The organism is Pseudomonas sp. Pseusp18 (genome assembly GCF_059506005.1).
Genome location: NZ_CP169240.1, coordinates 3484162 through 3501606, shown reverse-complemented (window position 1 = coordinate 3501606; position 17445 = coordinate 3484162). Strand labels below are relative to the sequence as shown.

Here is a 17445-nt window from a genome sequence, read left to right as displayed (position 1 = left end):
GCAGCCTCGCAGGCTCGACAGCTGCTACGGCCGAACGCAGGCTTCGACAGCTGCTACAGATCGCATTGCGGCTTAAGTGAATAATGTTATCTGTGAGGAGGGTTCTGGCGGATGTTTCATGCAGGAAAAAAGCTGCGGGAGCTTCGGCGTGTTCCTACAGGCGTGGTTGCTTTGTCGTCTTTCGCCGGCCGGCTGCGAGCGTTTACTGTTTGGCATCGCTGCAAAATCAGCGAACAGGTTTGGTCACCTGACTAACACTGCACATATATGTGCCATCATTCGCTCTGCGGACTTCTACGTCTCGTAGTGCGTTGCAATGGTGGCTGTGTGCAGGACGCTTTCGGGCGAGCCGTTTTGAGTGTTAGCGGTTGACCAAGCCTGTACACAGCCGCCTCCCATCGTTTGGTCACGGTGCTGGCGATTACTAACTAATACTCGAGTAATTACTATGCCAACGATAAATCCGTTTCCCGATCGTTACCGTTCAATCAAAAGTGGCCTTACCGACTCAAATCCCTTGGTGATCGACACAGAAGCCAATCCCCAAGACATCCTCGAATCCGCCCTCCAGCGCATCCGAGCCTCCAGCCAGTTACTTGAAACGCTCCACTGCCTGTGCTTCAAGCACGGTGACGTTCAAGACATCCCGCACATTACCCATGCGCTTTATCTGCTGACTCAGGATGGTTACGACCTGCTGCAGGTTGCGCAGCAGCGGATGATGGGCTGGAAAGCGCCTGCCTGACACCACAGCATGACAAACAAGCCAGTCCCTTATGGTCGCTGGCTTGTTTGCGGGACACACTAATTCATTGCTGTCCTGAAAACTAAGCCGTCCTCAGTTCACTGCTTCCCGCTTGAGGAATCATCGCGAGCTGGACCTCGACAGTATTTTCTTTTTTCGCCATCCAGCGATCGACGTTGATTTTATGTTCCGGCGCCTGGGTGGCAGAACCGTAAATGTCTTCGGGCGTCAGTTTAAGGAAGCTCAAGGCGTGCAGCCGTTGCCGGGCGGTATTCAATCGACCTATTTCCGCTCTCAGTAAACTCGCTTCTCGCTGGCTTGCCTGACGGTCGTATTGGAAGGAGTTGTTCAGTTCAGCTTCCTTCGTCTTCAAACGGTCCTGCATTTCTTGCAGTTGGTAGTAGACCTGATCGTACTCAGTCTTGGTCACCACCGTGGTTCCGCTTTCCTGGGTTTGCTGCCAGCGGCGCAATGTTGCCCAGGCGTACGGAATGTAGGAGGGCACCATGAAGTGATCGCTCATGTGGAACAGTTGCTTCACAAAAGCGGCACGGTCGGGCAGGTCCCCGACCTTTTTCAATGCCTTGGTGCAGGCGGCCTCTTCGATGGAGTCGCAACCTGGATCCCAGAGAACAGCGGATTGCTCACGTCCTTTAAAGTGGACGGGCATGAAGTGGTGCAAATTACCGTGGTGCCCGTATGGCGCGCCGCCAGTTCGCGACAGGCCTATGGCGAAAATAAGTGCGCCTAAAGGGGCGGTGACAAAACTGATGATTACGCCGGGCACCCAGATACTTTTACGAGTGTTCATCCAGGGCGCGGGAACACTTGGGATCGGGTCGTTGTTGTTGACCATGCGGTGATGGGCCAACTCTGCCGCGCCGTTGACGAAGTCTGCGTCGCCGGCTCGTGGGGAGCCGTAGGTGTAGAGAAGGACGTTGAATTTTTTGGTGTCGCGTCGAAGCGCTTCTGCAAGTAATGTTGCAATGGCTCCACCGAGGCTATGACCACAAACAATGACCTTTTGGTCTACGTGGAAACTCTCAAGATAGGTCAGAACAAAAGTACTCATAGCTCTATAGGCATCATAAAAGCCTTGGTGAGCTTTGCCTACGCCACCCGTGATAGGAACTTGCTCTGCATCGGTGTCTCGCAAGAAGTCCGCGCCCTCTAAAGTCCCTCGGACCGAGATTAGAATAATTTCATCATGGTGGGTTATGAACGCCTGGGTATCGGTGCCACCTTCGGCTTTGCCATCATCGAAGAAGTGCCATGTGGCAGGGGACTCTTGATTTGGACCCAATTCAGGTTTGTTTTGCTTGTACAGCGTGGGGTCGAATGGCAGGATCTCGAAACGCTTCGAATAAGGTATATCTTCATAAAGCGGGTAATAAGCAGTTGTTTGGTCTTTATTGACTTTCCAGGATTCCCTGAAACTGGCAAGGCTATTGCCAAACATATACCCGACGCTCGGGTCCAACGGGAATGATACTGTGTCGGTAGGCTGTTCGGCTGGTTCTTGGCCGAAGTTGCTGTAACTCAAACTGGCAAACAAAGATAGTTGATACAAATTCAAGGCGCTGAAATTATTGTCTTTCGATAGCATGGGACGGAAAGCCCGTAGCGGACGAACTTCAAGGACCGTGTGTTTGTCTGGAAGAAGAACAACGCCCCGTAATTCTGGTTTTTCCGGACCAAATCCGAGGTCACCCATTACGTTAAGGAGGTTGTAGTTTGGCGGATGCGCGCTTTTTGAAAGGGGAGGAAGATGAGCGAATTTCTCAACCAGATCTCTCACTTCGACATGAAAGAACTGGTCTGCTTTTGCTTTTGCAGGGTTATTTTCAACTCGCAGACCGTCCTTTCGCAGGAAACGGGTTTTTTCGGCCCGTACCTGCAATTCGCTGATTTTTAGTGGATAGTTCAGTCGTGTCATTAACCATTTGTAGTCCTTCTCGTCTCCTTTATAGGCACTATCAACGGTGAGGACCACGGGCCCTTCGTAAGTGTCACAAACTTTGGCAAAGCCTTCAGAATCTAAAATTCCTTCATGAGATTGTTCGGCACTATCTACAAGTTTGTAAGCTAAACCTGCATAGGGTTTACCATTCCCTGACTCATCCACAAGTTGAAAGCTAACCCAAGTGCCCCTGAGTGGGCAGGCTTGTTTAGTGTCAGTCAGTAGCGGTTGTACTGGTTTTTTTACCGGCATGTGTGAATTTCCTTATTCGGTGCAAGTCGGATAGACGGTGCAGTCACGTCCATCTGGCATTTTAAAAGGTTTAAAATTTGTTTTATTGTCTCCGCAGAACGCGTAGGGGTCTTCAAGGCTGTCACCCATGCAGCGTTTCCAGCCAGCAGGGAACTTCACCCAGTTATCACCTACGGCCGGGCTCTCCTCGCTTGAAATAGCGAAAATTACTTTTATGGTCTTTCCCGCGAACTGAGCACGTTGCATGGGCGCTTTAACATCTGAGTCACTTGCCTGATCCGGCGTTTCCACAGATTTACATTTCAGAAGCTTTACAATGTAACGGTCAGGTCCAGCAGTGCGAAAGAACCATTGGCACTGCTTCTGCAATACCAAAACTGAGGGAGGAACGGGACTGTCTGCATTTCCATCTCGGAACGAGACCCCTGTGTGGGCCCTGCCTACATTCCGGAAGTCAGCACCATATTTGGCATCAACCTCATATGCAAAGGTGTCAAGAACCAAAGGGCAGCCACCTTCATTGCTGGTTAGTGGTACTTCGAAATGTGCCGTCTGAGCATCATTATTAAGCTTTTGCTCAAAAAATTTTAAGCCAGGATAGTTTCTGCCTTTTCGAGGCGGGACTTTGCAGCTTTCTCCGGTACGAGGCACATAGGATGCTTCGCCTTTAATGCTGAATCCGGGTGGCAGTTCAGTTATTAGCGTGAAGCTATCCTGTTGTGCAACGGAGCATCCTGTAGCCCCGAGCGTCCCCAAGCCGATGGCCGCAGCTCGAACAAGCCCAGTGAAAAAGTCTCGAGAAAACATTTTATTGTCCTTGTTCAGTGCAGTTGGGATAGACGGTGCAATCACGTCCATCCGGCATTTTGAAGGGTTTGAAATCTGTTTTATTGCCATTACAAAATGCGTATGGATCCTCAAGACTGTCGCCCATGCAGCGTTTCCAGCCCGTGGAGAACTTCACCCAGTTGTCACCAACGGCGGGTCTTTCCTCGCGTGATACATCGAAAACCACTTTTATCGTTTTCCCCGCCAACTGAGCTCGTTGCAAGGGACCTTTTGCCACTGAGCCGTTCGCCTGTTCGGGAGTTGCCACCGATTTACATTTCAGAATTTTAACGATGTAACGATCAGGCCCAACCGTGCGGAAAAACCATTCGCACTGCTTCTGCAATATCATGGGGGAGGGAGAGGTGTGGCTGTCTGCAGTTCCATCCTGAAAGGCAATGCCCGTGTAATCCCTACCTAAATCGAGCCGTGCAGCCCCATACTTTCCGTCAACCTCATATCCAAAGGTATCAAGTACCAAAGGACAACCACCTTCCTTGCTCGTCAGCGGAACTTCGAAACGCGCCGTTTGTGCATCGTTACTCAGCTTCTGCTCAAAAAACTTCAAACCCGGATAGTTCCTGCCCTTTCGAGGAGGGACCGTACAAGCCTCTCCCGTTCTAGGCACATAAGACGCCTCACCTTTAATGCTGAACCCCGGCGGCAATTCCGTCACCAGCGTAAAACTGTCAGCAGATCTAACCGAACAACCAGAAACCGCCATGACACCCGCAACAGCGAACAACCAAAGCAAACGTCCCGAAAAGGTTGCGTTAGACGCCTCAACCTCACCCACGCTCTGACTGACCCAGCTGCGCATCAAACACCCGCTGACACCGCGCAAAATGTTGCTCTGGCGTCTCACCCGGCAGCGGTTGCCAAGCCACATCCTCCGCGCACTTGGGATCAAGCCTCAGGCTGAGCATGAACTCGCGCTGTTCCGGCGTGTTCCATTGCCAGGCCTCAAGCAGGTCCATCTGTTCTTCCAGCCATTCGCGCACGTTGCGGGTTTCGGAGAGTTTGGCGGCGGCCTCGATGTGGTACACCAGCAACCAGCGTTTCAGGTTCTCGCGCAAGATGCCGCGTGTGCGCTCCGGCGAGTTTGGAATTCGCATCCACGGCGCCGGGTTTGGCACCGGGTACATGCCGGGCCTGGCGTTATCCGCGCTTTTCCACTGCGCCTCGTCCCAATACAGCACGCTGCTGATCGGGCCCAGCAGCAAGGGGCGTTCGGCTTCGCTCAGGTTGGCGAGGCAGCGTGCAATCACGCGGTTGTCCTGAAAACGGAACAGCGAACGTTCGCCGTCTTCCTCAATCACCATTCGGGCCTGCCAGTGTTGGGTCAGGCCGTCGAGGTCGGCCTTGTCCATGCTGCCGATCCAGCCCCAGTTGCGCTGTGGGTCGTCCAGCAGTTTGCGGAAGGCATCGGCGCCGGGGTTGTGCAGTTCGGTCAGCCACGGGCTGATAGCGGCGAACTCGGCGTATTGGGTGCGTCGATAGAGTTGCACCGAGCGCTGCATCAGGCCGGCGCCGTACAGCGAGGTGACGGGGTTCGGTTCGGCGAGGCTGTCGAGGGCCAGGATCAGGACGCGATTGAGTTTTGCTTGTTCGCCAAGCCAGTTGTTCAGTGCGTCGCTCATGCTGTTGCCCCCAAATCACATTTGCCTTCACGGCAGGCTTCGCAAATCGGGCAGCGGATGTCGCCGGCCGCTCGGGCGGCTTTGGCCATGGCCATTTGCACGGCGGCCGGGACGAGCAGGGCACCAGCCTTGTCTTTGGCGGCGGCCCATGGGATGACGGGGTCGAGAATCTGAATCCCCGTGCCCGCGCCGGGAGCGCCACCCGAATTCACCTTCACCTCAGCCCCACTGATCGTCACACCCCCCGCATCAATCTTCACAAAACTCCCGCCAGCCTTGGCCGTGAGCTCCATGCCACCCTCAACCACTACCTTCTCGCCAGCGTTGTAATGAATCTCCTGACCGGCCTCGACAAACTGCGCGGTGCCCACCTTCACATGCTGGGTCACGCCCACAGTGAGGTGATCATCCGCCCGCGCTTCGGTCTTGCGATCCAGATGGGTGAGGCGATGCTCTTCCACCTTGAACTCGCTGAACACATTGGCCTCGACCGTGTCATGCCGTTCATTGCCGACGCGGATCTTCTGGTCGTGCTCGATGTTTTCATCCCAGTCGCGCTGGGCGTGCAGGTAGATCTGTTCCGCACCTTTTTTGTCTTCGATGCGAAACTCGTTGTAGCCCTTGCCGCCCGGGGAGCTGAGGGTTTTGAAGGTGCTGCGGGTCTTGTTCGCCGGCAGGTCGTAGGGGACGACGTTTTCCTTGTGGTACAGGCAGCCGGTGATCAGCGGCTGGTCGGGGTCGCCTTCGAGGAAGGTGACGAGCACTTCCATGCCGACTCGCGGGATGGCGATGCCGCCGTAGGCATTGCCGGCCCAGCCGCTGGCGACGCGCAGCCAGCAGCTGGTCTTGTCGTCGGCCTGGCCGTCGCGGTCCCAGTGGAATTGCACTTTGACCCGGCCGTATTCGTCGCAGTGGATCTCTTCCCCCGGCGGGCCGGTGACGATGGCGGTCTGGCTGCCCAGCACTTGCGGTTTCGGGTGTTCCAGGGCTGGGCGGTAATGGGCGTCCCACGGGGTGGCGAGGAAGCGGTTGCGGTAGCCCTGGTGGAAATCGTCCTTGCTGTCGGTGACGTCGCTGGTGATGTTCTCGCCAAGCACTTGCGGCTGTTTGCCCTCGTGGACGATTTCCAGCAGCAGCCAGAGGTCGTTCCATTCGGCGCGCGGGTGTTCGCTGAGGGCCAGGAAATGGCCGCTGACCAGGGTCGGTTCGTCGCCTTTGCCTTCAGCCAGTTGGTAGTCGCTGCGATGGCGTTCCAGGGCGCGGGTCGCCAGTTGCTTACCGCGCGCGCGGTCGGTGAAACGGCCGGGGTAGTCGTAGTCTTCGAGGTCCGGGGCGAACGCGCTTTTGGCCGCGCTTTCCGGCAGCAGCCGGGGCTTTTCGAAGTCGTAGTCGCGGCGGCTGACGCGGGTGGTGCGGGTTTCCAGGCGCAGGTTGAAGCGCTTGATCACCGTCTTCTCGGCGGCCATGCCGGAGTCCTGCTGGTAGCTCACCGGCGCCAGTTTGCGGAACACCGTCTGGTCATCGCCGAACACCAGTTTGTGGCCGCTGGCCGAGTGCTGGAAGTGGAAATGGATGCCTTCCTCTTCGCACAGGCGCTGGATGAAATGCAGGTCGGATTCGTCGTACTGCACGCAGTACACGCGCTCCGGGTAGATCGCGCCGAGCTGGAAGCTGTAGGCGTCGGCCAGAATGCCGCGGGCCTCGAGCACCTGGGCGATGATCTTCGGCACGCTGAGGTGCTGGAAAATCTGTTGGTCGTGGTTGTGGCGCAGGTAGGCAAGTTGCGGCACCAGGCTGATGCTGTAGCGGGTCAGGCTCTTGCCGGAATCGCCTTGCTCGATGCGGTACACCAGGCCATGGATTTTGCCCTGGCCGGTGGCGCCGAAGGTCAGGCAGCCGGGTTTGTGCAGCAGCTCTTCGAGTTTCAGGTCGGGGCGGGTGCTGACCAGTTCGATGTCGAAACAGAACGGCTGGTTGAGGGCCTCACGGCCGATGAAGCTGAGCACCTGAAGGTCGACGGAAATGCCTTCGAGGGTGAGGGAGATATGGATTGCGTTTGCGTCCAGCATGCCTTGAATTCCGTCCTTTGAAAAAGCAGGGGCGGATGGTGCAATATTAAAGAGCCACATTCAAGGCGCAAATGCCGTAGGTCAAGGGCCTGACGCTTGTAGGGCTTTCCCCTATAGCTGAGGTTTTGCACGATGAATACAGGCACTTTTCGAGGCAATTGACCGCTACGCCAGATAAAAAAGAAGGCCCCACAGATGGGGCCTTCGTTTATGACTCAGCCAATAAATTCAAAGCGATTGCAAGGAAATGGTCGCGCTCTGAGAGTTTTGCTGGCTGTCAGCATCCATCCAGACCCACTGCGTACCGTCGCCTTGCAGATTATTGGAAATGCTCTGAATCTGCGAGTAGCTGATCTTGACGGCCCCAACTTCACTTGCAGTAGGCCCGATCGTGGTGACCTGGCCGGAGAGCAGGCCGTTCGAGGTCTCATTGACGACGAACACGGTCGCCTGCGCCTCACGGAACTGGCAGGAGAGGAACTGTGTAATGGTGCTGGTGATCGTCAGGTTCATCCATTTTGATGGGGGGACCGCATAGTAGCGGGTGTACTTGTTGAACGGATGCTGCTCACCATCGGCCGGCAGCGGATAGTTGCTGAGCCCCGATGTGTTGGTCGGCATGCTGACACTTCCCAGCCAGATTTCGACCTGTGATTTACCGGCGTTGCTGGACAGTGAGACCGAAACGGTTTGAGTATCGGTGCCCGAGACAAAGCCCAATGATGCCAGGCCTGCATTGGCCGTGGTGCCAGGTACCGTGATCGGTACGGGCGGCTGGCTGTTGCTCCAGTTCACGGAGACAGTCGAGTTGTTGTCATTTTGCGCGGAGTTGTAGATAAAGATCCCATACAGCTGGCCTGGGCTAAGCGCGGTACAGGTGGCTGTATCACCTGCGGTGAGCGTAATGCGTTGTCCGCCGTTCCAGTTAATTTGGGCAGCTGAGATAGCGACACTTTCCATGTTGGAGTTCCTTTTCCTGTTGTGGGGGTATAAGGATTGCGCACAGCAGTTATCCTTACCTGCGCTGTGCGTGGAAAAGAGACTAGTTGAAGGTATGTAACGGTCAAGTAACTACTTGGTTGTAGTCGGTTACGTTTTTGGAATAGCTGAAAGTGTAAAACGCTATAAATTTACTTCGGAAATAAAAATATAAAACTGTCAATGGCCGCCTATCTTTTGTCTGGGTTAATATTTTTTAATTTGCAATAAGAATATATCTAAAAAATATAATGGGCGTAAAAATACAACAGCCAATGAAGAAAACTATACGGGCTGTCTTTTATTCAAATCCACCGGCAGGTCCTGAAATCAGGACCTGCGATAGAAGAGGCATGGGGGCGCGAATTTCAGTCCAACTGCCGCCGATACGGCAAATCCGGCCCGGTCTTGCTGCAGGTCAGGGCGGCGGCGCTGACGGCGAATCTGAGCATGGCATCGATCTGCTCCTTGCTCAGCTGTTGCAAACCGTCGACTGAATCCAGCTGCTGCTCGGTCAGCCAGGTAATCAGCGCCGCCTGGAAGGTATCGCCAGCCCCGACGGTGTCGGCAATCTTCACCGAACAAGCCGGCACCGACCATGTGCCATGAGCCCGGCTGAACACCGTCGCCCCCTGACCGCCACGGGTCAGGAACACCAACTGACAACGATGTTCCAGCCAGCCTTCGATCACGCGCTGCGGATCCTGCTCGGGATACAACAGGCTCAAATCTTCGTCGCTGACCTTGATCAGGTCGGCAAGCTCCACCAGGGTGGCGATCCGTGAACGCCACAACTCGATATTCGGCTCGGGATTCAGGCGCACGTTCGGGTCGAGGCTGATCAGGCGTTTGCCACTTTCGCGCTGCACCAGCGCCAGCAAGGTATCGGCAACCGGTTGCACCACCAGCGAGAACGAGCCGATGTGCAAGCCGCGCACTTCAGGCCCCAGTTGCGGCAGATGCGCAAGGCTCAATTGCCGGTCAGCGCAGCCTTCGCCGCGAAAGCTGTAATGGGGCGAGCCATTGGCACCGACCGCCACCATCGCCAGCGTGGTCGGCGCGGCAAAGTCCACGAGGTAATCCGGGCGCACGCCTTCATCCTGCAGCACTTGCTGCAACCGTCGGCCGAGGTAATCGGTCGACAGCCCGGCAAACAACGCGGCATCCACGCCCAAACGACGCAAACCTACCGCGACATTGAACGGCGAGCCTCCAGCAATTGCCTTGAAATTCACTTTGGACGCCAAGCCACTGGCATCGTCTTCACTGAAGAAATCGAACAGCGCTTCACCACACACCAGATACATAGTTGCTCGCTCTTTAAAGGGTTGCGACATGCTGTTGATAGCGTTCGTAGGCCTGCTGACAGGCCTGTACATTTTCTGCAATCGGCAGGGTTTCACTGGCCAGGTCGAGCTTCACGCAGCGCTCGCACAAGTCCGCCAGGCTGTCTTCGTGGCCGTTTGCCCAGGACTTGCACCACGCCGCCTGAATCGCTGCGCCAAGCGCCGCGGCCTCGCTGTGTTCGGTACAGATCACTGGCGTATTCATGATGTCGGCGACGATTTGCCGCCACACCGGGCTCTTCGAACCGCCGCCGGTCAGGCAGATGCTGCGGCTTTGTAAGCCATTGTGGCGCAGCAGGTCCAGCCCGTAACGCAAACCGAAGGTGGTGCCTTCCACCACGGCGCGGCACAGGTTGGCCCGGGTCAGGTTGGTCATGGTCAACCCCAGCAGGCTGCCGCTGGCATGGGGCAGGGCGGGAACGCGTTCGCCATTGAGGAACGGCAGCATGCACACGCCTTCAGCACCAATCGGCGCGTGTTCGACCAAGGCGTTGAACTGCTCGATATCCAGTTCGAATAACTCGCGAATCGCGCCGGTGGCATTGGTCAGGTTCATGGTGCAGATCAGCGGCAACCAGCCACCGCTGGAGGAACAGAACGTCGCCACCGAGGCGTCCGGGCTGACGTGCGCTTGCTCGGCATAGGCGTAGACCGTCCCCGAAGAGCCGAGGCTCATGGTGATCGCGCCAGGCTTGATGTTGCCGGTGCCGATCGCGCCCATCATGTTGTCGCCACCGCCGCTGGAGACCAGGGCCTTGGGGTTGATGCCCAGATGCTCGGCGATGCCTGGCAGGATCGTACCGACCGGCTGGTGGGCATCGATCAGCTCCGGGAGCGCGGCTTGCAGGCGCCCGGTGGGATCGATGTCGCGCAGCAGTTGCAAGTCCCACTGGCGCGTACGCACGTTGAAATAGCCGGTGCCCGACGCATCGCCGTACTCGCTGCAACTGCGGCCGGTAAGCCAATAGTTGAGGTAGTCATGGGGCAGCAGGATGCGGGCGGTCCGGGCGAAAATTTCCGGGTGCTGTTCTTTGGTCCAGAGCAGTTTCGACACGGTATAGCCAGGCGCGATGACCACGCCGAGGCGTTCCAGGGAGCCTTTTTCACCGCCCAGATGGGCGAGCAAGCGGTCGTTCTCCGGGGTGGATTCGGTATCGCACCAGAGCTTGGCCGGGCGCAGTACCTGGCCGTGATCGTCGAGCAGCACCAGGCCATGTTGCTGGCCAGAGACACCGATGCCGAGAATGGCCTGACCATCGACATCCGCGGCGAGCAACGCTCGACGGGTGGCCTGGGTAAAGGCTTCCAGCCACTGGGCGGTGTCTTGCTCGCGACGGCCGTTGGCGCCGCTGATGAGGCTGTGGACAGCAGCGCCCTGACCGAGGACCTGACCGCTGTGCGCGTCGAGGATCACGGCTTTGGTGCCTTGGGTGCCGCAGTCGATGCCCAGGAATAGTTGTTGGTTTGCCATGGAAACACCCTACCGAAGATTGTTCCCACGTTCTGCGTGGGAATGCATCAATGGACGCTCTGCGTCCGCTTCTGGATGGGACGCGGAGCGTCCCGGGCTGCATTCCCACGCCGAGCGTGGGAATGATCAGACGGCCAGCACTCGTTCGAGCGTCTGCGTCACGCCAACCTCCCGCAAGCTGTTACAGCACCACTCGAACGCCGCGACGAACTCTGGCGAACGCGGAATCGCCGTGCCGAAAATCTCCTCAACCTCCAGCAGCCGCTGGGTGATCAACGCATCATCGACCACCAGCGCCTGACAGAACGCCGCCCGCGGATCCGGAATTGCATAGGTCTGACCGTTCTCATCCACGCCTTTGAGGTACAGCGCCCAGGCCGCCACCACCAGCGCCGCACGTTTGGTTTCGCGGCCATCGGCGATCAAGCGGTTGAGGGTCGGCACAGTGAATTTCGGAAACTTCGACGAACCGTCCGAACACACCCGCTCCAGTTGATCGGCAATCGCCTGATTGGAGAAGCGCGCCACCAGGGTGTTTTTGTACTCGGTCAAATCGATGCCCGGCACCGGCGCCAGTTGCGGCGTCACGTCCAGGTCCATGTAGGCGCGCATGTAGCGCACGAACAGTGGGTCGTTCATGGTTTCGTGAACGAAACGGTAACCCTTCAAAAAACCCAGATAAGTCAGGGCCAGGTGACTGCCGTTGAGCAGTTTAATTTTCATTTCTTCGTAAGGCGTGACGTCGTCGGTGAATTGCACGCCGACCTTTTCCCACGCCGGGCGACCGTTGACGAATTTGTCCTCCAGCACCCACTGCACAAACGGCTCGCAGACCACCGGCCAGGCGTCGTCGATGCTGTGTTTGTCATGCAATTGCAGGCGATGCTCGATGCTGGTCATCGGCGTGATGCGGTCGACCATGGCGTTGGGGAAGCTGACGTTGCACTCGATCCAGTCGCGCAGGTCGGTATCGCGCAGGGCAGCGAATGCGAGCAAGGCTTTACGGGTCACTGCGCCGTTGTGCGGCAGGTTATCGCAAGACATCAGCGTAAACGCGGGCGTGCCGGCTGCACGCCGTTTGGCCAGCGCGGCGCAGAGGAAGCCGAACACGGTTTTCGGCGCGTTCGGATTGGTCAGGTCGTGCTGGATCTGCGGCAGGTGCGCCATGAACTCGCCGTTGCTGTCGTCGATGCAGTAACCGCCCTCGGTGATGGTCAGCGAGACGATGCGAATCTCGGGGCTGGCCAGTTTATCGATCAGCGCCTCGGCGCCGTCTTCGGCCAGCAGCATGTCGCGGATCGCGCCGATGACTCGCACTTCGGTGTCGTCGGTATCGCCGAGTTCAAACAGGGTGAACAGGTAATCCTGCTCTTGCAGATCGTCCCGGGCTCGACGGTCTTCAGCGCGCAGGCCAACCCCGCAGATAGCCCAGTCCAGTGCTTCGCCGGTGTTCATCAAGGCGTCGGTGTAGTACGCCTGATGGGCGCGGTGGAAACCGCCGACGCCAATGTGCGCGATGCCCTGGCGGGTGTCGCTCAGGGTGTAGGCGGGCAGGGCCACCTCGGGGGCGAGGCGGTTGAGGTTGGATTTATTCAGTTTCATCGCATGCTCTCTGAAATCAGGCTGCGGCGCGCAGTGGACGGGTCAGCGCCACGCCGTCGGCATCAAATAAATGGCAGTGTTCGGCGTCCAGGTGCAGGCTCAGGGTTTCGCCATAACGGCTCGCCAGATCGCCGCGAACGCGCATGGTCAGCGCTTCACCGGACGAGGTCAGGACGTGGCAGAAGGTGTCGCTGCCCAAACGTTCGCTGACATCGGCGGTGACTTGTAGCGTGCAATCGCCGGGTTGCGCCAGCTCCAGATGTTCCGGGCGAATGCCCAGGGTCACCGCGCCGCCGACGCTCAGGTGGGCCGCGCTCAGCGGCAGAGTGATGCGGGTGCCGGCGTCCAGCAGCACTTCGCAGCCCCGGCTTTCAACACGGGTGACTTTGCCTTTGAGGAAGCCCATTTTCGGTGTGCCGAGAAAACCTGCGACAAACAGGTTGGCTGGCTGGTGATACAGGTCCAGTGGCGAACCGACCTGCTCGATCTTGCCGCCGTTGAGCACGACGACTTTGTCGGCCATGGTCATGGCTTCGACCTGATCGTGGGTCACGTAGATCATGGTGGCTTGCAGTTCTTTGTGCAGGCGCAACAGTTCCAGGCGCATTTGTACCCGCAGGGCGGCGTCGAGGTTGGACAGCGGTTCGTCGAACAGGAAGATTTTCGGGTTGCGCACGATGGCCCGGCCGATCGCTACGCGCTGACGCTGACCGCCGGACAGCTGTTTCGGTTTACGTTCGAGCATCGGCCCGAGTTCCAGAATGCGCGCTGCTTCACCGACCTTCTTCTCGACTTCGGCTTTCGCTACACCGGCCAGGTCGAGGGCAAACGACATGTTTTTGCGCACGCTCATGTGCGGGTACAGGGCGTAGGTCTGGAACACCATCGCCAGGTCGCGCTTGGCCGGGCTGACTTCGGTGATGTCGCGACCATCGAGCTCGATGGTGCCGCCGCTGACTTCTTCAAGGCCGGCGATCAGCCGCAGCAGGGTGGACTTGCCGCAACCCGACGGGCCGACGAACACCACGAATTCCTTGTCGTTCACTTCCAGGTCGATGCCTTTGATGATGGAAAAACCTTCGAAGCCTTTTTGCAGATTTTTGATTTTCAGGTTGGCCATGATGATGGGCCTCCGCTTTGAGATTCGGGTTGAGCTTGCAGCCTTCAAGATCAAAAGATCGCAGGCTGCGCCAGCTCCTACGTTGGGATCGCGTAGGCCTGGAGGTCCTTGTAGGAGCTGCCGAAGGCTGCGATCTTTTGCTTCTGATTCATTTCACAGCGCCAAACGACAGGCCGCGGACCAGCTGTTTCTGGCTGATCCAGCCGAAGATCAGGATCGGCGCGCAAGCCAGGGTCGATACCGCCGACAACTTGGCCCAGAACAAACCTTCGGGGCTTGAGTAAGAGGCGATCAGTGCGGTCAGTGGCGCGGCTTTGGACGAGGTCAGGTTCAGCGACCAGAACGCCTCGTTCCAGCACAGGATCAGCGACAGCAACACCGTGGAAGCCAGGCCGCCCTTGGCGATCGGCAGCAGCACCCGGACCATTTCCTGCCATAGGGTGGCGCCGTCCAGGCGTGCCGCTTCGAGGATGTCCTTGGGGATGTCTTTGAAGTAGGTGTAAACCATCCAGACTACGATCGGCAGGTTGATCAGCGTGTAGATCACGATCAGCGCGATTCGTGTATCCAGCAGGCCAAAACTCTTGGCCAACAGGTAGATCGGCATCAGCACGCCCACTGGCGGCAGCATCTTGGTGGAGAGCATCCACAGCAGCGTGCCTTTGGTGCGCTGGGTTTCGTAGAACGCCATGGAGTAGGCGGCCGGCACCGCGATCAGCAGGCACAATGCCGTGGCGCTGAAGGAAATCACCACCGAGTTCCAGGCGAAGCTGAAGTAATCGCTGCGCTCGTTGATGTGCAGGTAGTTCTCCAGCGTCGGCGTGAAGATGAACTGCGGCGGTGTGGCGAACGCGTCGATTTCGGTCTTGAAACTGGTCAGCACCATCCAGAAGATCGGGAAGAAAATCAGGATCGCGATGGCCCAGGCCAGGGTGCCGAGCAGCAGGCTTTGCAGACGACGGGATTGTTGAAGAGTCATGGCGCAGGCCTCAGGCTTTGTCTGTCAGGTTTTTGCCGATCATGCGCACCAGCACGATGGCCGCGATGTTGGCAATCACCACCGCGATCAAACCACCGGCGGAGGCCATGCCAACGTCGAACTGCACCAGCGCCTGGTTGTAGATCAGGTAGGCGAGGTTGGTCGAGGCGTAGCCGGGGCCACCGTTGGTGGTGGTGAAGATTTCGGCGAACACCGACAGCAGGAAAATGGTTTCGATCATCACCACCACCGCAATCGGCCGTGCCAGGTGCGGCAAGGTCAGGTGCCAGAAGATGGCGATCGGTCCGGCACCGTCCAGGCGCGCTGCTTCTTTCTGTTCCTGGTCGAGGGACTGCATGGCGGTCATCAGGATCAGGATCGCGAAGGGCAGCCATTGCCAGGACACAATGATGATGATCGACAGCAGCGGGTAGTGCGCCAGCCAGTCCACCGGCTGCGCGCCGAACAGCTTCCAGATGTAGGCAAGAATCCCCGAGACCGGGTGAAAGATCAGGTTCTTCCAGATCAGCGCACCGACAGTGGGCATGATGAAGAATGGCGAGATCAACATCACCCGCACGATGCCGCGACCGAGAAACTCACTGGCCTCCAGCAACGCGCTGATCAATACGCCGAACACCACGCTGATCAGCAACACGCTGCCCACCAGCAATAGAGTATTGGTGGCGCCGGGCAGGAAGCCCGAATCGCTCAGGAAGTAGCTGAAGTTCTCCAGCCCCACGAATTCGTTTTCGCCGGGGTAGAGCAGGTTGTAGCGGATCATCGAAAAGTAAATGGTCATGCCCAGGGGCACGATCATCCACAGCAGCAGCAACGCCACCGAGGGGCTGACCAGAAACCAGCTGGGGTTGGTCAACCGGCTTTTACGCACCGGTTGCGGGATGTCCATGTGAGCTTTGACAGTGGTTGAAGTATTCATGGCGATCAGAACCGATTGGGAACAGACAAATGAAGATCAACTGTAGGGGCGAGGCTTGTGTGGTGAGGGAGCTTGCTCCCGTTCGGCTGCGAAGCAGTCGCAAAGTGTTTTGGGGCCGCTTCGCGACCCAACGGGGGCAAGCCCCCTCGCCACACAGCCTCGCTCCTACAAGTGCGCGGGGTTATTTGGGATAACCGGCGCGCTTCATCTCACGTTCGGTGGTTGACTGGGCGGCGGTCAGGGCCTGGTCGACTGTGGTCTGGCCGATCAGCGCCGCCGAGAACAGCTTGCCGACCTGGGTGCCCACGGCCTGGAACTCAGGAATCGTCACCAACTGGATACCGATGTAGGGCACAGGCTTTTGCGACGGTTGGCTCGGGTCCGCGGCTTTCAGCGATTCCAGCGTCACCTTGGCGAACGGCGCGGCCTTCATGTAAGCCTCGGTGTAGGTCGAAGCGCGAGTGCCAGGTGGCACGTTGGCGATGCCGTTTTTTTCCGCGACCAGGGCTCCGTACTCCTTGGACGTGGCCCAGGCGCTGAAGGTTTTCGCCGCTTCCTTGGCCTTGGAACTGGTTGGGATGGCCAATGCCCAGGAATACAGCCAGGCAGAACCTTTGTCGGTGACCTGATGCGGTGCGTAAGTAAAGCCGACGTGGTCGCTGACTTTGCTTTGGGTTTTGTCGGTCACGAACGAGCCGGCCACACTGGCATCGACCCAGATCGCGCACTTGCCGCTGTTGAACAGCGCCAGGTTCTCGTTGAAGCCGTTGCTCGATGCGCCGGGCGGGCCGGACTTTTTCATGGTGTCGACGTAGAAATTCAGCGCATTTTTCCACTCAGCGCCGGTAAATTCCGGCTGCCATTTCTCATCGAACCAGCGCGCGCCATAGGCGTTGGCGACAGTGGTGATCAGCGCCATGTTTTCGCCCCAGCCAGCCTTGCCGCGCAGGCAGATGCCGTACTGTTCTTTATCTTTATGGGTGAGTTTGCTGGCGAATTCGCCGATCTGTTCCCAGGTCGGGCGCTCCGGCATGGTCAGCCCGGCGTCCTTGAACAGGTCGGTGCGGTAATAGGTGATGGAGCTTTCAGCGTAGAACGGCAGGGCATAGAGCGAGCCCTTGACTGAAAGGCCTTCACGCACCGAAGGGAAAACGTCGTCGAGGGCGTAGTTGGCCGGCAAGTCCTTCATCGGTTCCAGCCAACCCTTGGCACCCCAGAGTGCGGCTTCGTACATGCCGATGGTCAACACATCAAACTGCCCGCCCTGGGTCGCGATGTCGGTGGTCAGGCGTTGGCGCAGGACGTTTTCTTCAAGCACCACCCAATTGAGTTTGATGTCCGGATGCTCGGCCTCGAAGGTTTTCGAGAGCTTTTGCATGCGGATCATGTCGCTGTTGTTGACGGTGGCGATGGTCAGGGTCTGAGCGCCGAGGCTGACGCTACTGAGGGTCATGCAGGTGAGGGCAAGCAGAGCTTTTACCGAAGGTTGCATCGTGCACTCCTTTTCTGCACCCC

14 protein-coding genes are annotated in these 17445 nt (G+C 57.8%); 1 reads left to right on the top strand and 13 read right to left on the bottom strand.

Annotation, left to right across the window (positions count from 1 at the left end; genetic code table 11):
• Positions 1 to 448: 448 nt before the first annotated feature.
• Entirely contained in the window at positions 449 to 745 is a 297-nt protein-coding gene (locus ACEN9A_RS15685) for a hypothetical protein (RefSeq protein ID WP_258668517.1), read from the top strand.
• 82 nt (positions 746 to 827) lie between these two features.
• Here the strand turns inward: ACEN9A_RS15685 and ACEN9A_RS15680 are convergent, their stop codons facing one another.
• The 13 genes from ACEN9A_RS15680 to ACEN9A_RS15620 form a co-directional block, all read right to left on the bottom strand.
• Entirely contained in the window at positions 828 to 2957 is a 2130-nt protein-coding gene (locus ACEN9A_RS15680; RefSeq protein WP_258668516.1) for a lipase family protein, read from the bottom strand.
• Positions 2958 to 2969: 12 nt separating this feature from the next.
• On the bottom strand, positions 2970 to 3764 hold the full coding sequence (locus ACEN9A_RS15675) for a hypothetical protein (protein ID WP_258668514.1): 795 nt from the start codon (positions 3762 to 3764) through the stop codon (positions 2970 to 2972).
• Between the two features lies 1 nt (position 3765).
• On the bottom strand, positions 3766 to 4605 hold the full coding sequence (locus ACEN9A_RS15670) for a hypothetical protein (RefSeq protein WP_258668513.1): 840 nt from the start codon (positions 4603 to 4605) through the stop codon (positions 3766 to 3768).
• Complete coding sequence (locus tag ACEN9A_RS15665; RefSeq protein ID WP_258668511.1) at positions 4574 to 5425, bottom strand: DUF4123 domain-containing protein; 852 nt, start codon at positions 5423 to 5425, stop codon at positions 4574 to 4576. Before ACEN9A_RS15665 ends, ACEN9A_RS15670 begins: the two co-directional genes overlap by 32 nt.
• Positions 5422 to 7494, bottom strand: a complete 2073-nt coding sequence (locus ACEN9A_RS15660; RefSeq protein ID WP_258668510.1) for a type VI secretion system Vgr family protein — start codon at positions 7492 to 7494, stop codon at positions 5422 to 5424. Before ACEN9A_RS15660 ends, ACEN9A_RS15665 begins: the two co-directional genes overlap by 4 nt.
• Positions 7495 to 7722: 228 nt before the next feature.
• Positions 7723 to 8454: a hypothetical protein gene (locus ACEN9A_RS15655; protein ID WP_018926045.1), complete on the bottom strand. Its 732-nt coding sequence runs from the start codon at positions 8452 to 8454 to the stop codon at positions 7723 to 7725.
• Between the two features lie 386 nt (positions 8455 to 8840).
• Complete coding sequence (locus tag ACEN9A_RS15650) at positions 8841 to 9779, bottom strand: carbohydrate kinase family protein (RefSeq protein ID WP_019649922.1); 939 nt, start codon at positions 9777 to 9779, stop codon at positions 8841 to 8843.
• Positions 9780 to 9792: 13 nt separating this feature from the next.
• Positions 9793 to 11289: a xylulokinase gene (xylB, locus tag ACEN9A_RS15645; RefSeq protein ID WP_258668509.1), complete on the bottom strand. Its 1497-nt coding sequence runs from the start codon at positions 11287 to 11289 to the stop codon at positions 9793 to 9795.
• Between the two features lie 126 nt (positions 11290 to 11415).
• A complete protein-coding gene (locus tag ACEN9A_RS15640; protein ID WP_258668508.1) occupies positions 11416 to 12891 on the bottom strand; it encodes a mannitol dehydrogenase family protein in 1476 nt (491 codons plus the stop codon).
• 16 nt (positions 12892 to 12907) lie between these two features.
• A complete protein-coding gene (locus ACEN9A_RS15635; protein WP_258668507.1) occupies positions 12908 to 14011 on the bottom strand; it encodes an ABC transporter ATP-binding protein in 1104 nt (367 codons plus the stop codon).
• A 148-nt stretch (positions 14012 to 14159) separates the two neighbouring features.
• Positions 14160 to 14990 carry a carbohydrate ABC transporter permease gene (locus tag ACEN9A_RS15630; protein ID WP_019579064.1) on the bottom strand — a complete coding sequence of 277 codons (831 nt, stop codon included), beginning with the start codon at positions 14988 to 14990 and terminating at the stop codon, positions 14160 to 14162.
• Positions 14991 to 15000: 10 nt separating this feature from the next.
• Positions 15001 to 15930, bottom strand: a complete 930-nt coding sequence (locus ACEN9A_RS15625) for a carbohydrate ABC transporter permease (protein ID WP_408981092.1) — start codon at positions 15928 to 15930, stop codon at positions 15001 to 15003.
• A gap of 181 nt (positions 15931 to 16111) precedes the next feature.
• Positions 16112 to 17422, bottom strand: a complete 1311-nt coding sequence (locus ACEN9A_RS15620; RefSeq protein WP_258668506.1) for an ABC transporter substrate-binding protein — start codon at positions 17420 to 17422, stop codon at positions 16112 to 16114.
• Positions 17423 to 17445 lie beyond the last annotated feature (23 nt).

Excerpts from the sequence above, each read along its gene's own strand:
- ACEN9A_RS15685 (WP_258668517.1), top strand. The coding sequence starts at position 449 with ATGCCAACGATAAATCCGTTTCCCGATCGTTACCGTTCAATCAAAAGT.
- ACEN9A_RS15680 (WP_258668516.1), bottom strand. The coding sequence starts at position 2,957 with ATGCCGGTAAAAAAACCAGTACAACCGCTACTGACTGACACTAAACAA.
- ACEN9A_RS15675 (WP_258668514.1), bottom strand. The coding sequence starts at position 3,764 with ATGTTTTCTCGAGACTTTTTCACTGGGCTTGTTCGAGCTGCGGCCATC.
- ACEN9A_RS15670 (WP_258668513.1), bottom strand. The coding sequence starts at position 4,605 with ATGCGCAGCTGGGTCAGTCAGAGCGTGGGTGAGGTTGAGGCGTCTAAC.
- ACEN9A_RS15665 (WP_258668511.1), bottom strand. The coding sequence starts at position 5,425 with ATGAGCGACGCACTGAACAACTGGCTTGGCGAACAAGCAAAACTCAAT.
- ACEN9A_RS15660 (WP_258668510.1), bottom strand. The coding sequence starts at position 7,494 with ATGCTGGACGCAAACGCAATCCATATCTCCCTCACCCTCGAAGGCATT.
- ACEN9A_RS15655 (WP_018926045.1), bottom strand. The coding sequence starts at position 8,454 with ATGGAAAGTGTCGCTATCTCAGCTGCCCAAATTAACTGGAACGGCGGA.
- ACEN9A_RS15650 (WP_019649922.1), bottom strand. The coding sequence starts at position 9,779 with ATGTATCTGGTGTGTGGTGAAGCGCTGTTCGATTTCTTCAGTGAAGAC.
- xylB (WP_258668509.1), bottom strand. The coding sequence starts at position 11,289 with ATGGCAAACCAACAACTATTCCTGGGCATCGACTGCGGCACCCAAGGC.
- ACEN9A_RS15640 (WP_258668508.1), bottom strand. The coding sequence starts at position 12,891 with ATGAAACTGAATAAATCCAACCTCAACCGCCTCGCCCCCGAGGTGGCC.
- ACEN9A_RS15635 (WP_258668507.1), bottom strand. The coding sequence starts at position 14,011 with ATGGCCAACCTGAAAATCAAAAATCTGCAAAAAGGCTTCGAAGGTTTT.
- ACEN9A_RS15630 (WP_019579064.1), bottom strand. The coding sequence starts at position 14,990 with ATGACTCTTCAACAATCCCGTCGTCTGCAAAGCCTGCTGCTCGGCACC.
- ACEN9A_RS15625 (WP_408981092.1), bottom strand. The coding sequence starts at position 15,930 with ATGAATACTTCAACCACTGTCAAAGCTCACATGGACATCCCGCAACCG.
- ACEN9A_RS15620 (WP_258668506.1), bottom strand. The coding sequence starts at position 17,422 with ATGCAACCTTCGGTAAAAGCTCTGCTTGCCCTCACCTGCATGACCCTC.